The 14,030-nt window shown below is 72.9% G+C and carries 10 protein-coding genes and 1 pseudogene; 6 read left to right on the top strand and 5 right to left on the bottom strand.

Annotation, left to right across the window (positions count from 1 at the left end; all coding sequences use genetic code 11):
• Positions 1 to 172 precede the first annotated feature (172 nt).
• Complete coding sequence (locus GTY96_RS37980) at positions 173 to 772, top strand: hypothetical protein (RefSeq protein ID WP_186002195.1); 600 nt, start codon at positions 173 to 175, stop codon at positions 770 to 772.
• Positions 773 to 874: 102 nt separating this feature from the next.
• On the opposite strand, the gene GTY96_RS28520 is transcribed toward GTY96_RS37980, so the two are convergent.
• Positions 875 to 1,858 (bottom strand): GlxA family transcriptional regulator, encoded by a 984-nt coding sequence (locus GTY96_RS28520; protein ID WP_143908924.1) that lies wholly within the window; start codon positions 1,856 to 1,858, stop codon positions 875 to 877.
• A gap of 112 nt (positions 1,859 to 1,970) precedes the next feature.
• Here GTY96_RS28520 and GTY96_RS28515 point away from each other — a divergent pair, with 112 nt between their 5' ends.
• Positions 1,971 to 2,534 carry a cysteine hydrolase family protein gene (locus tag GTY96_RS28515; protein WP_143908921.1) on the top strand — a complete coding sequence of 188 codons (564 nt, stop codon included), beginning with the start codon at positions 1,971 to 1,973 and terminating at the stop codon, positions 2,532 to 2,534.
• 58 nt (positions 2,535 to 2,592) lie between these two features.
• Here the strand turns inward: GTY96_RS28515 and GTY96_RS28510 are convergent, their stop codons facing one another.
• Together GTY96_RS28510 and GTY96_RS28505 are read right to left on the bottom strand one after the other, a co-directional pair.
• The gene (locus GTY96_RS28510) at positions 2,593 to 3,813 is read right to left on the bottom strand and encodes an ABC transporter permease (RefSeq protein WP_201756482.1); all 1,221 of its coding nucleotides are present in this window, start codon (positions 3,811 to 3,813) and stop codon (positions 2,593 to 2,595) included.
• Between the two features lie 27 nt (positions 3,814 to 3,840).
• Positions 3,841 to 5,067 carry an ABC transporter permease gene (locus GTY96_RS28505; RefSeq protein WP_161666374.1) on the bottom strand — a complete coding sequence of 409 codons (1,227 nt, stop codon included), beginning with the start codon at positions 5,065 to 5,067 and terminating at the stop codon, positions 3,841 to 3,843.
• A 303-nt stretch (positions 5,068 to 5,370) separates the two neighbouring features.
• Between GTY96_RS28505 and GTY96_RS28500 the strand changes: the two genes are divergently transcribed.
• Entirely contained in the window at positions 5,371 to 7,119 is a 1,749-nt protein-coding gene (locus GTY96_RS28500; RefSeq protein ID WP_161666373.1) for an MDR family MFS transporter, read from the top strand.
• 11 nt (positions 7,120 to 7,130) lie between these two features.
• Here GTY96_RS28500 and GTY96_RS28495 read toward each other — a convergent pair whose 3' ends face one another.
• A complete protein-coding gene (locus GTY96_RS28495) occupies positions 7,131 to 8,639 on the bottom strand; it encodes a M20/M25/M40 family metallo-hydrolase (RefSeq protein ID WP_143908913.1) in 1,509 nt (502 codons plus the stop codon).
• Positions 8,640 to 8,921: 282 nt separating this feature from the next.
• Between GTY96_RS28495 and GTY96_RS28490 the strand changes: the two genes are divergently transcribed.
• The 3 genes and pseudogenes from GTY96_RS28490 (at position 8,922) to GTY96_RS28485 (ending at position 13,756) form a co-directional block, all read left to right on the top strand.
• The gene (locus GTY96_RS28490; protein ID WP_143908911.1) at positions 8,922 to 9,911 is read left to right on the top strand and encodes a hypothetical protein; all 990 of its coding nucleotides are present in this window, start codon (positions 8,922 to 8,924) and stop codon (positions 9,909 to 9,911) included.
• Positions 9,912 to 10,000: 89 nt separating this feature from the next.
• Positions 10,001 to 10,501 (top strand): annotated as a pseudogene (locus GTY96_RS37975) (PAS domain-containing protein); the annotation flags it as partial.
• A 15-nt stretch (positions 10,502 to 10,516) separates the two neighbouring features.
• Positions 10,517 to 13,756, top strand: a complete 3,240-nt coding sequence (locus tag GTY96_RS28485; protein WP_328701039.1) for a hybrid sensor histidine kinase/response regulator — start codon at positions 10,517 to 10,519, stop codon at positions 13,754 to 13,756.
• A gap of 3 nt (positions 13,757 to 13,759) precedes the next feature.
• Here GTY96_RS28485 and GTY96_RS28480 read toward each other — a convergent pair whose 3' ends face one another.
• A complete protein-coding gene (locus tag GTY96_RS28480; RefSeq protein WP_161666371.1) occupies positions 13,760 to 13,927 on the bottom strand; it encodes a hypothetical protein in 168 nt (55 codons plus the stop codon).
• Positions 13,928 to 14,030: the final 103 nt, after the last annotated feature.

Here is a 14,030-nt window from a genome sequence, read left to right as displayed (position 1 = left end):
AGCGCATGCGACGCAGCCACCCACGACCGCCACGCCATCCACTTCGTCGGCGCATGCGACGCAGCCGCCCACGACCGCCACTCCCAATCTGTCATCGCGGCATGAGGCGGAAACATCCGCGCGCGCCCCCGAGCACTCCGCACCCGAGCCACCACCTCCGCTGGATCCCCTCGTGTCGGACGCGCCATTCCGCGGGCCTCCGCTGCCCACCGTGCCACAGCGCCCGCTGCGTCCGTTCATTCCGCACGGTGAGCCCGACACGGAGGCGCGGCTGTCCGGGGGAACCTGGGTCGCGCATGGCGGACTCACGCTCCTGCCCCTGGGCGGCGTCTGGGCCGCGACCCGCGTGGGCGGCGACACCCGCCTGGGCGCCACCGCCGCGGAGGCCGCCGCGGGCACCCTGCTCGCTTCACTTCCCGGCAGGTTCCTCTTCGTCCACCCCTCGTATCCCCAGGGCCGGTGGCTCGAACTGGAAGTGGGCGCGTTCGGCGCCGCCATGGTCGTCACGCCCCCCATCGCCGCGCTCGGCACCTGGGGCATGGGAGAGGTCGCCTTCGGGAACAGCGAACGGCCCGGCCGCGCGTACCTGGGCGCGCTCGGAGGCGCGACCGCGGGGATGCTGCTCGGCATCGCCGCGCACGAGGGCTTGCGCCACCTGGCCGGCTCCAGCGAACGGCTGGACACCCTCCGCCGCTACCTCGCGCTGTCCCTCATCGGCACCGGCGCCACCGTGGGCTACCAGTGGATCCGCACCCCCACCGGCCGGCGTTGATCCATCGCCTCGCCATCCCGCGCTTCCATGCGCACCGCGGACCCGGCGCCCGTTCGCCAGCCGCCCCGCACCGCGAGCCCAGGCCCCGTGCACCGTGTCGCGTCAGCGCAGCGCGAACCTCTTCCTGTAATCACCCGGAGACAGCCCCGTGCGAGCCTTGAAGCGGCGGCGGAACGACGTGGTGTCCGCGTAGCCGATGGCCTGGGCGATGTCCTCCACGGTGCGCGGCGTGGTCTCCAGGAGCCGCCGGGCGGCCTCGATGCGCAAGCGCTGGACGTAATCCAAGGGCGTATCCCCCGTGGCCTTGCGGAAGCGGCGCAGCAACGTGCGTTCGCCCAGGCTCGCGGCCATGGCCGCGCCCGCCAGCGTCACCGGGCCCAGCAGGTGCGCCTCCAACCACTCCTGGGCGCGCAGCACGGCGGCGTCGCCGTGGTCCCGATGCGCGGCGCGCACCGCCTCGGGCGCCTGGAAGCGGCGGCCGGGCTCCACCAGGAGCATCCTGGCGCAGAGCGCGGCCAGCTCCGGTGACACCTGCTTCGCGACCAGATGCAGGCAGAGGTCCAGGCAGGCGGTGATGCCTCCCGTGGTGAGCACGTCGCCGTTGTCCACCACCAGCAGCTCCGGCTTGAGCGACACGCACGGGTAGCGGGCCGCGAAGTCCCGGGCCAGCCCCCAGTGGGTGGTGGCCTCCCGCCCCTCCAGGAGCCCCGCCTCCGCGAGCAGGAAGGCCCCCGCGCACACCGCCGCCAGCTTCGCGCCTCGCGTGTGCTGTCCCGCCAGCCAGTCCGTGGTGGAGCGCTCCGCCATGCATCGCTCCAAGCTGCCCACCAGCGCCGGGATGAGGACGACGTCGAAGCGCTCCGTGGGGGCGGGCACCCGCGCGGCGCCCAGCTCCAGGCCGTGGAAGTCGCGCACGGGACCGGGGAGCGGCGCGACGAGCTCCGCCGCGAAGGGTTCTCCCTGGCCCTGGTCGCGGCTCAGGAGGTTGGCCATGGCGAACACATCCAGCGGGCCCGCCACGCTGGAGGCCACGCAGCCCTCCAATGCCAGCACCGCGACGCGGATCGACGAGGACTCGACAGGCATGTCCGCTTGTCGGTTTCCGCCCTGGATTTGTCAATCCAGCCACTCCCGCGGGCGCGCGGGCCCGGGTATTCGGCCTGACACCGCATCACGACTCGCGTGAAGGAGGACGTCCGTGGAGAACGCCGCGCTGCTGCTCATCGACATCCAGAATGACTATTTCCCCGGAGGGCGCTTCGAGCTGCACCAGGCCGACGCCGCGGCCACCCAGGCCCGCGCGGCCCTGGACTTCTTCCGCGAGCGAACCCTGCCAGTCCTCCACGTGCGCCACGAGTCGCCGCAGCCAGGGGCCACGTTCTTCCTGCCGGGGACCCCAGGCGCGGAGCTTCATCCCCGGGTCGAGCCCCGGCCGGGCGAAGCGGTCGTGCTCAAGCACTTCCCCAACAGCTTCCGGCAGACGGACCTCCAGGAGCGCCTGCGGGCCCTGGAGGTGAAGCACCTGGTGGTCGTGGGGATGATGACCCTCATGTGCGTGGATGCCACGGTGCGGGCCGCCGCGGACCTGGGCTACACGGTCACGGTGCTCCAGGACGCCTGCGCGGCCCGGAGCCTGGAGTTCCAGGGCCAGACCGTGCCCGCGCCCCAGGTCCACGCCGCGTTCCTGGCGGCCCTGGGCATGGGCTACGCCCAGGTCCAATCGACCGCCGACTTCCTGGCCGGGGCCGGACGCGGACCGTGATGCACGCAGGCCCCACCCGCCAGAGCGCGGGGCGGGGCCCTCTTCATGGCGCGGAGGCCTACTCCGTGCGCATCGCCTCCACGGGGTCCAGCTTCGCCGCGCGCGCCGCCGGGTAGATGCCGAACGCCAGCCCCACCCCGCAGCTCATCACCAGCGACACCACCACGGACCACATGGGGACCTCCGTGGGCAGGCGGATCATCCACCGGGCCAGGTACGACAGGCCCACGCCCAGGCCCACGCCCAGCGCGCCGCCGACGAGCGACAGCACCACCGCCTCCAGCGCGAACTGCGCGAGGATGCGGTAGCGCTTCGCCCCCAGCGCCTTGCGGATGCCAATCTCCCGCGTCCGCTCCGTCACCGCGACCAGCATGATGTTCAGGATGCCGATGCCGCCCACCAGCAGCGACAGGATGCACACGCCGAAGCTGGCCGCGGACACCGCCTTGGAGAGGTTGTTGAACATCTCCGTGGCGCTCGCATTGGAGTAGATGAAGAAGTCGTCCGGTTCGTCCGGCTTGAGCCCGTGGCGGCGGCGCATCAGCAGCGTCACCTCGTCCTGGGCCCGCTGCAGCACGTCCGCGGAGTGCGCCTGGATGCTGACGCGGAAGTCGCGCACGCCGAACATGGCCGCGAACGTGGACAGGGGAATCATCGCCTGGTTGTCCTGGCTGCCGCCGCCCAGGAACCCACCCCGGCGCTTGAGGGTGCCCACCACCTGGAAGGTGCGCCCCAGCAGCCGGAACTCACGGCCCAGCGGGTCCAGGCCGGGATAGAGCGTGTCCGCCAGGTCCGCGCCAATCACCGCCACCCGCCGCCCGTCCACGAACTCCGTGTCGGTGAAGGGCCGTCCGGTGGCGATGCCCACCGCGTTCGTCTGGAAGTACTCCGGCGTGCCCGCCCAGACGTTCACGTTGGCGCGCGACTCGCGCTCCGACGTGGAGGCCTTCTGGCCGCCCTTGGAGTCCTCCCCCGCCGCCTGCGCGATGGACGGCTGCGTGCGGATGGCGTCCAGGTCCGCGTAGGTGAAGCGCGGCCGGCGCGCCAGCTCCGCGACCGACAGCTGCCCCTGTCCGAAGGGCAGCCGCTGGGCCTGGAAGCAGTCGCTGCCCAGCTCCGACATCTGGTCGTTCACCTGGTTCCGCAAGCCCTCGATGAGGGACATCATGGACACCACCGTGGTGACGCCAATGACGATGCCCAGGAGCGTCAGGAACGAGCGCAGGGGGTTGGAGCGGAACGTCCCGAACGCCAACCGCACCGTGTCCCAGAATGCCATCCACATCGCGAAATCTCCCGCTCCCGCCTAGTCGTGGCGAAGCGCTTCCACGGGGTCCAGGTTCGCGGCCCGCGCCGCCGGCCAGATGCCGAACAGCAGGCCCACCATCGCGGAGAAGCCCACGCCCAACGCCACCGTCAGCGGCTGCACCGCCGCCGCCAGGGGCGTCAGGTAGTTCACCAGCCACGCCAGCCCCATGCCCACCGCGGTGCCCAGCGCGCCGCCCACCGCGGACACGCTGGCCGCCTCCATGAGGAACTGGAAGATGATGGTGTGCTTGCGAGCCCCCAGCGCCCGCCGCACGCCAATCTCCCGCGTCCGCTCACGCACGGACACCAGCATGATGTTCATGATGCCGATGCCGCCCACCAGCAGCGTGATGAGCCCCACGCCCGTGGCCGCGCCGTAGAGCGCGCCCGTCAGCTGCGCGTACATGTTGGCCAGCTGATCCGGCCGGTTGATGGCGAAGTCGTCCGGCATGCCGGGCTTGGTCTTGCGCTCGCGGCGCAGCGTCTCCGTGAGCCGGTCCTGCACGCGGGGCACGTTCTCCTGCGCGTCCACCGCGAGCACCAGGTTCACGTCCCGCTGGGTGCCGAAGTGCCCCTGGAACGAGGGGTAGGGCAGCATCGCCACCATGTCCACGTTCTGCCCCAGCACCGTGCCGCGCTCCACGATGACCCCCGAGACGCGGTAGGGGCGGCGGTCCACGAGGACGCGGTGGCCCACGGGGTTGATGCCCGGGAAGAGCACCTTGGCCACCTCCGCGCCAATCACCACCACCGCGGAGCGGTTGTCCACGTCCGACTGGGTGATGAAGCGCCCGCTCGCCATCTCCACCGAGGACGTCAAGGCGTATTCGGGGCTGGTGCCCATGGTCTGCACGGAGGCGAGCTTCCGGTTCTGGAAGGCCACCTCCGCGACGACGAACATCATGGGCGCCACCGCGACCACGTGCTCGGAGCTGGCGCGCAGCGGCTCCACCAGGTCCACCGAGAGCGTCTTGCGGTTGCGGTACGCCCACCAGTCCCCGTTCATCACCCAGGGGAACTTGGACACCTGCAGCGTGTTGGAGCCAATCTTGTCGAGCTGCTCCGCGAACGAGCTGTTCAACCCCTGGATGATTCCAACGATGGCCAGCAGCGTGCACACGCCCACGCCAATGCCCACCGTGGTGAGCACCGTCCGCAGCCGGTTGGAGCGCAGCGAGGTCAGCGCGATGCGCGCCCCCTCCCACACGTCGACCCGGAAGTTCACGAAACCACCCCTTCACGCTGGAGGCCACGCGGCCCCCGCGCCGGGACGGACCCCGGCGGGCGGTCCGCGTCAGGCACTCTACGCACAGGAGGGCCGCCCATTGCACGCGGCCTTCTCGGGGAGGCTTTCGCGGCGGGGATTTCCCGTTTCAGGGCGGCGCGGCCACCGTGTCGCCCGCCAGGCGCGCACCCGGGCCGTGACCTGCTTTAGGAGGGAGGGCGGCCAGGCAGGCGCGCATGGCCCGTGCCCCACCGCGTCCCCAGATTCGCGCGGACGCACGCGTGAGCGCGTGCCCACGCGCCCATGGCCGAGCTCGCCGCCGACACCGCTCCGGACTCCCGCGCCGCCCCGGCGTCCGAGCGGTTCAGCCGCTCGCAGAAGGCCTTCACGCTGGCGGGGGCCCTGCTGGGGCTGCTGCTGGCGGCGCTGGACCAGACCATCGTGGCCACCGCGGGCCCCACCATCCAGGCGGACCTCCACATCGCGCCAGAGCACTACCCGTGGCTCACCACCGCGTACCTGGTGGCCTCCACGATGATGGTGCCGGTGTGGGGCAGGCTGTCGGACCTGCTGGGCCGCCGCGCGGTCCTGGTGGCGGGCATCACCGTGTTCCTCACCGGCAGCTTCCTGTGCGGCGCGTCCCGCTCCACCCTCACGCTCATCCTCTGCCGCGCGGTGCAGGGCCTGGGCAGCGCGGCGCTCTTCACGGGGTCACTGGCGGTGGTGGCGGACCTGTTCCCGCCGCGCGACCGGGGCAAGTACCAGGGCCTCTTCGGCGCGGTGTTCGGCCTGTCCAGCGTCATTGGCCCGCTGGCCGGCGGCTTCATCACCGACACGATGGGCTGGCACTGGGTGTTCTTCATCAACCTGCCGGTGGGCGCGCTCGCGCTGGCGCTCATCTTCCTGCGCATGCCTCCGCTCAAGCCCGCGGGCGTCCGCGGCGGCAGCCTGGATGTCCCGGGCGCGCTCGCGCTGGCGCTGGGCGTGGTGCCGCTGCTCCTGGCGCTCAGCCTGGGACGCGGGACGGGGATGCACCGGGCGGGCGGCTTCGCGTGGGGGTCCACGCCCATCCTCGGGCTGTTCGCGCTGTCCGCGGTGGGCCTGGGGCTCTTCGTCTGGCGCGAGCGCCGCGCGAAGGAGCCGCTGCTGGACCCGTCCCTGTTCCGCCTGCGCGCGTTCTGGGCGGGCAACGCGGCGGTGTTCACCATTGGCGCGGTGTTCCTGGCGTCCGTCACCTTCCTGCCCCTGTTCATGGTCAACGTGGTGGGGCTGTCGGCGACGCACTCGGGGCTGACGCTGACGCCGCTGACCCTGGGCGTGGTGGCGGGCAACGTGCTGTCCGGGCAGTGGGTGTCGCGGCTGGGGCGCTACAAGGCGCTGATGGTGGGCGCGCTCCTGTTCCTGATGGGCGGCTTCGCGGTGATGGGCTTCACGCTGACGCCGGACTCCAGCCAGGCCGAGGTGACGGTGAAGATGGTGCTGGTGGGCCTGGGCCTGGGCCCGTCCATCCCGCTCTACACCGTGGCCGTGCAGAACGCGGTGCCGCCCCAGCGCATCGGCGTGGCCACCTCCGCGACGACCTTCTTCCGGCAGCTGGGCATGACGGTGGGCGTGGCGCTGCTGGGCACCGTGTACGCGGGCACGCTGGGCCGGGAGATGCGCGCGCGCACGCAGCAGGCCACGCAGGGGCTGCCCCCGGACGTGCGGCAGGAGCTCCAGGCGGCGGCCCCGGGGAGCCTGGGCGGCGAGGGGGCCCCCCAGGGACAGCGCTTCCAGCCCGGGCCGGTGAAGGACTCGCTGCGCCAGGGCTTCGACGCGGAGCGGCGGCGGGCGGAGGGGCCCCAGGCCCGCGCGGACGTGGACGCGGACGAGGCCCGCGCGCTGTCCACCGTGGACGCCGTGGCGCGAGCGCTCAAGGAGTCCTTCACCCTCGCGACGATGGCGGTGTACCGCCTCGCCATCCTCATCACCCTGGGGGCCCTGCTCTTCACGCTGCTGCTGCCGGAGCTGCCGCTGCGGCGCGGCGGGACGGGCAGGGCCGTGGCGGAATAAGCCCCCCGCGCCTACTTCTTCGCCGGCGGCGTCTCCGACTCCGGCGCGGTGGGACGCGCGAGCACGCCCGGCGCCTCCGCCAGCGCGTACGCCATCCACGTGACGGCGGCGGCGCTGCGCGACAGGTCCTGGGGATCCACCTTGTCCAGCGTGTCCGCCATGGAGTGGTGCACGTCGAAGTAGCGGCTGCTGTCCACGCGCACGCCCACGAAGGGCACGTGCGCGGGCTCCATGGGGCTGAGGTCCGCGCCCGTCGCGTGCCCCACCAGGAAGGTGGCCGCGCCCAGGCCCTCCAGCGGCGAGAGCCACGGCCGCAGCAGCGCCTCTCCGCCCGGGCCCGCGTGCAGGCTCACGCCCAGGGGGCGCCCTCCGCCCGAGTCCATCTCCAGCGCGGCCACGTGCTTCGGCAGCTCCTTCGCGTGGGCCTCCGCGTACGCCCGGCCGCCGCGCAGGCCGTTCTCCTCGTTCATGAACAGCACCACGCGCACCGTGCGCCGGGGCGCCTGGGGCAGCTTCGCCAGCAGCCGCGCCGCCTCCATCACCATCACCACGCCCGCGCCGTCGTCATGCGCGCCCGTGCCCACGTCCCACGAGTCCAGGTGCGCGCCCAGCAGCACCACCTCGTCCGGCTTCTCCCGGCCCCGCACCTCCGCCACCACGTTGGACGAGTCCGCGTCCGGCAGCTCCGAGCAGCCCAGCACCAGCCGCACCTTCACCGTTCCGCCCTGGAGCATCCGGTGCAGCGTCAGCGCGTCCTCCACCGACACCGCCGCGGCGGGCAGGCGCACCCCGCCCTCGTCGAAGCGCGTGGCCCCCGTGTGCGGCGTGCGCAGCGACGCCGTGGCCAGCGAGCGCACCAGCGCGGCCACCGCGCCCTGCTTCGCCGCCGCCGCCGGGCCCCGGCCGCGCAGCCCCGCGAAACGGCCATAGTCCGCCGCCTCCGACATCGTATGGTTGAAGAAGACGATGCGGCCCTTCACCTTGTCCCCCAGCGCCGCCAGCTCCTCCAGGGAGCCCACCTCCACCACCTCCGCGGTGAGGCCCTCCGGCGGCGTGGGCGCGCTGCCCCCCAGCGCCAGCAGCGCCAGCGGCAGGCCGCGCGTGCGCTCGGAGGCGACGATCTCGCCGTGCTCCTCCCCGCGCACCCAGCGCGGCACCTTCACCGGCTCCTTCCACGCCTTCACCCCGTCCGCCTGGAACGCGCGCAGGGCCCACTGCACCGCCGCCTCCGCGGACTCGGAGCCCGACAGGCGCGGCCCCACCCCGTCCGTCAGCTCCTCCAGCCGCGCGTACGCGTGCCCTTCCGTGAGCGCGGGCCCCACCAGGCGCGCCGCCGTGGCCTGCTGCGCGGCGCTCAGCTTCGAGGCCACGGGCGCCACCGCCTTCACGGCGCTGGTGGCGGGGGACTTCGGCGCGGGCTCCTGGGAGGGCGCGGCGGCGGGGGACTGCGGTGCGGGCGACGCCGCGGTGAGCAGGCGGAGGGCCAGCGAGACGGGCAGGACGAACGCGGACGTGGACACTCGAAGCCTCGACGGGACCAGGAGGATGAAGGCGGGGGGTGGAAGTCCCAGGGGCCACCGCGCGCCGAGAGGGGGAACGCGGCGCGCGGGGCTCAACTGGGACGTCACGCACCGGTTCCGCGGTTGGGGAACGCGAGGCCCGGTACATACGCCATCTTCCAAGAAGAAGAGGACGTGCGTGCATTCTTTAAAGAAATTCTTCGCACCGTCAAGGCAGGAAGTGAGCATTGCGACCTCCGGGCGATGTGAGTGTTGGTGACTCTCCGCTACGCAGGACGTCCCATGGCCCCACCCCTTCCCGGGCGACCCGACACATCGTGCCAGAGCCTGGAGGCCCTGGCCGAGCAGCTGTCCGCCCGTGATTTCGGTCGCTTGGAGGATGACGCGCTGCCCTCGCTGCTGCTCGCGGTGCACGGGCGGGACTTCACGCGGGACTTCCGGGAGGAGTTCGGCACGGAGGACGACTGGGCGCAGGCGCTGGGGCGGACCGCGCGGGCGGTGCGTGGCGCCTTCGACTTCCTCCGCCAGGACGCGGGCATCCCGCACCTGAGCCTCCTGCCCCGGCCGGAGGTGCTGCCGCTGCTGTCCCGGTTCTTCCACCTGCACCCCCAGCCTGGTCCCGACTCCCGCGCGCGGCTGTCGTACTGGCTGTGGCGCCGCGCCCTCTTCGACACCGAGCGTTCACCGCCCGACGCCGAGGCCCGCGCGAGCCTCGCGGTCCTCACCACGGACGCGGACGCCTCCGTGCGCGCGCTGCTCCACCGGGTGGGCCCTCCGCCGCCGCGCGGCTGGGAGCGCTATTCGCAGCCGGGCATGGCGGGGCTCGCGTCGGTGGCGGACCGGGTGGAGGCCAACGCCCTGTTGGCGCTGCGGCCCCGGCACCTGCTCACCGGCGCCCTGCTGGAGCCCGGCCCGCTGCTGGAGATCCAGGGCGCGGTGGCCTTCCTGCCCGTGTTCCCCCCACCCCTGTCGGGGCTCCCTCCCGCCCCCGGTTCGGGGAGCGCCCTGCAGCTGACCCTGGCGAACCAGTTCTTCCACCCGGTGCTCGCGCCAGGCAGGTCCCTGCTGGGGCTGGTGCGCGCTGGCGCGGTTCCCCCCGCGGTCTTCCCCAGCCATGCCCTGTCGCCCGACGCCCTGGCCGCCCTGCGTCAAGGCGACGGAGCGGACTTCCTCGCGCGCCGCCGGGACGCGCTCGTCGCCCACATCCGGGCGTTCATCCAGGCGCGGACGGGCGCGGACGCCGAGGAGGAAGTTCCGCCTCCGGAGGAATGAACCCCTGGGAAATCGCCGTTGCCCACCCTGGAGGACCCGGGTCACAGTTCCCGCGCTGAAGGTCGCCCCACCGACCCGGTCCCCCGTCCATGAGCCTGCCCCCTTCCGACACCGAACAGGCCTTGAAGGCCGAGGTCGAACGTCTGCGGCATCGCTTGCGCGCCGCGGGCCTGGAGTCCTCCACCGACGCGGCGCCCACCGGGCCGGACGCCGCCGCCACGCCCCTGTTCGACGGGGAGCGGCTGGCGGCGCTCTTCCAGCAGGCCGGGGTGGGCATCGCGCAGGCGGACCTGGAGGGCACGTTCCAGCTGGCGAACCAGCACTTCCGCGACATGTTGGGGCGCTCGCTCGAGGACGTGCTGGGGCGTGACCTGCTGGACTTCACGCACCCGGAGGACCGCGCGCGCGACGCCACCCTGTTCCGTCGCCTGGTGGAGACGGGCGAGCCCTTCGTCGTGGAGAAGCGCTACCTGCGGCCGGACGGCCGCGTCATCTGGGCGCGCAACCACGTCGCGCTGGCGAGGGACGCGGCGGGACGGCCCTCCTTCGCCGTCTGCGTCTCGCGGGACATCACCCAGGCGCGGGAGGACGACGAGCGCCTGCGCGTGAAGCACGAACAGCTGCGGCTGGCGCAGGAGGCGGGCGGCATCGGCGTGTTCACGCTCGACATCGCCACCCACCTGCTGACGGTGACGCCGGAGTTCTGCCGGCTGTACGGCGTGCCGCTCACGGACACCGTGCCCGCGGCGGACATCGAGGCGCTCGTGCTGGAGGAGGACCGGCCCCTGACCTCCAACGCGCGCACCCGGGCGGCGGGCCAGGTGACCCCTTCGGTGGAGTACCGCGTCCGCCGGCTGGACACCGGGGAGGTGCGGTGGATCGCCCGCCGGGCGTCGCTCGTGCACGACGCGGCGGGCCGGCCCGCGCAGCTCATCGGCGTCACCCAGGACGTCACCGACCGCCACCACTCCGAGGACGCGCTGCGCGCGGCGAACGAGCGCGTGCAGCTGGCGCTGAGCACCGAGGCGGTGATTGGCACCTGGGTGTGGGACGTGCCGGACAACCGCGTCACCACGGACGCGCGCTTCGCGGACTCCTTCTCGTTGGATCCACTGCGAGCGCGCGAAGGCCTGCCCCTCGGCCAGTTCGTGGCGGCCATCCACCCGGAGGACCGGCCCGGGGTGGAGGCGGCCATCGCCCGCGCGCTGGAGACGGGGGGGACGTACCGCGCCGAGTACCGCGTGCGCCGCTCCGACGGGGTCTACCGCTGGGTGGAGGCGAGCGGTCACTGCGAGCGCAGCCGAGCGGGGGCGCCGCTGCGCTTTCCGGGCGTCCTGGTGGACATCGACGCGCGCAAGCGGGCGGAGCTGCGGCAGGCCGCGCTGCTGGAGATGGCGGACCGGCTGCGCGAGGCCGTGTCCGCGGAAGCCGCCGCGCGGCTCGCCATGGAGGTGGTGGGGCGGCTGCTGGGCGTGCCGCGCGCGGGCTACGGCACGGTGGACGCGGTGCATTCCCTGGTGCGGATGCATCCGAACTGGGTGGCTTCGCCGGACGTGGCACGCGTGGAGGGGGTGCACCGCTTCCTCGACTACGGCGTGTTCATCGAAGACCTCCTGAAGGGCGAGGTGGTGGCCATCCCGGACGTGAGGGAGGACCCGCGCACGGCCCCCCAGGCGGCCACCCTGGAGGCGATTGGCATCCGGGCGCTGTTCAACATCCCGCTGCTGGAGCACGGCCGGTTCGTGGCGGTGCTGTTCCTCCACGACACGCAGCCGCGCCCATGGACGGAGGATGAAATCGAGCTGGCGCGCAACGTGGCCGACCGGGTGTGGACGACGCTGGCGCGGCTCAAGGCGCTCTCGGAGTTGAAGCAGGCCAACGAGACGCTCGAGCAGCGCGTGGCGCAGCGCACGCAGGAGCGGGACCGGGTGTGGCGGCTGTCGCAGGACCTGCTGCTGGTGGCGGACCTGGAGGGCCGCTTCCTCAGCGTCAACCCCGCCTGGACGCGGACGCTGGGGTGGACGGAGGAGGAGCTGGTCGGGCGCACGAGCCAGTGGATGGAGCCGCCGGGCGCGCAGGAGCGGACGCGCGAGGAGGTCCGCCAGCTGGCGGAGGGCCACACGACGCTGCGCTTCGAGAACTCCTTCCGGACGCGGGACGGCCACTACCGGCACTTCTCTTGGACGGCGGTGCCCGCGCTGGAGGAGGGCCTGCTGTACGCCACCGCGCGCGACGTCACCGAGCAGCGGCGGACGGAGGAGCAGCTGCGGCAGTCGCAGAAGATGGAGGCGGTGGGGAAGCTGACGGGGGGCGTGGCGCACGACTTCAACAACCTGCTCCAGGTGGTGGGCGGCAACCTCCAGCTGTTGCAGCGCGACGTGGCGGGCAACGAGCGGGGACTGCAGCGGGTGCGCTCGGCGCTGGGCGCGGTGGAGCGCGGGGCGCGGCTGTCCGCGCAGCTGCTGGCGTTCTCCCGGCGGCAGCCGCTGGAGCCGCGCTCCTTGAGCCTGGGGCGGCTGGTGCGGGGCATGGACGACCTGCTGCGCCGCGCGCTGGGCGAGGACGTGGAGGTGGAGACGGTCATCAGCGGCGGGCTGTGGAACACGCTGGCGGATCCGCACCAGTTGGAGAACGTCATCCTCAACCTGGCCATCAACGCGCGGGACGCGATGAGTGGCAGCGGGAAGCTGACGCTGGAGTTGAGCAACGCGGCGCTGGACGACCACTACGCGCAGGCGCACCCGGAGGTGCTGGCCGGGGCGTACGTGTTGCTGGCGGTCTCGGACACGGGTGCGGGCATGGCGCCGGAGGTGATGGAGCGCGCGTTCGAGCCCTTCTTCACGACGAAGCCGGAGGGCCGGGGCACGGGCCTGGGGCTGAGCATGGTGTACGGCTTCGTGAAGCAGTCCGGTGGCCACGTGAAGCTCTACAGCGAGGTGGGGCACGGCACGACGGTGAAGGTGTACCTGCCGCGCGCCTTCCAGCCGGAGGCGCCGGTGTCGGAGGGGGTGACGGGGCCGGTGCAGGGCGGGAAGGAGACCATCCTCGCGGTGGAGGACGACGCGGACGTCCGGGCGACGGTGGTGGAGCTGCTGACGGAGCTGGGCTACCGGGTGCTGCGCGCGGTGGACGGAGAGAGCGCGCTGTCCATCCTGAAGAGCGGCGTCGCGGTGGACCTGCTCTTCACGGACGTGGTGATGCCAGGGCCGGTGCGCAGCCCGGAGCTGGCGCGGCAGGCGAAGGCGTTGCAGCCGGACATCGAGGTGCTCTTCACGTCGGGCTACACGGAGAACGCCATCGTGCACGGCGGCCGGTTGGATCCAGGCGTGAGCCTGCTGTCCAAGCCGTACCGGCGCGAGGACCTGGCGCGCAAGGTGCGGGCGCAGCTGGACCAGCGGCAGCAGCGGCAGTTGACGCCGAGGCTGGCGTGGCCGGAGGCGGCCGCGCGCGGGGAGTCGTCCGCGGCGCAGGAGTCCGCGCGGCGGATGCACGTGTTGCTGGTGGAGGACGACGAGGACATCCGCGCCTCCGCGAGGGAGCTCTTGGGGCTCCTGGGGCACGCGGTGATGTCGGTGGCGAGCGCGGAGGAGGCGCGGGTGGCGCTGGCGGCGGAGCCCTTCGACGTGCTCTTCACGGACGTGACGTTGCCGGGCATGTCGGGGGTGGACCTGGCGCGCGAGGTGGCGCTGCGAAAGCCCACCATGCGCATCATCATCGCGTCCGGGCACGGCCGCGCGGCGCTGGACGGGGATCCGCGGCAGTGGCTGGGCGTGGTGGTGCTGCCCAAACCCTACGCCCTCCCGCAGATCCAACAGGCCCTGGCCCAGGTGGCCGCGAAGCGCTGAGGCTCAGCGCTTCAGGGAGGCCAGCAGGCCTTCCGTGTTCCAGCGTTCGTGCTCGTCCAGGGACGGCAGGGACTCGCGGACCTCCACGAGCATGGCCTCCGCCTCGGGCAGGTCCGAGGGGGAGACCTTGGACGCCCAACGCCAGTACTCCGCGGCCACGTGAGCAAACATCCGCGTCCCCAACGGGTGCCGAAGACAAGCGCGCAGCGCGCCACGCACGACGCGCGGAGTCTGCTTCCAGTGCGCGGCACAGAAGAACGCCGTGTCCGCGAGA

Origin of the sequence: Corallococcus silvisoli (assembly GCF_009909145.1) — a bacterium.
GTDB lineage: Bacteria > Myxococcota > Myxococcia > Myxococcales > Myxococcaceae > Corallococcus > Corallococcus silvisoli.
The sequence above is the reverse complement of the archived record's forward strand: the minus strand, read 5'-3'. Positions and strand labels throughout refer to the sequence as shown.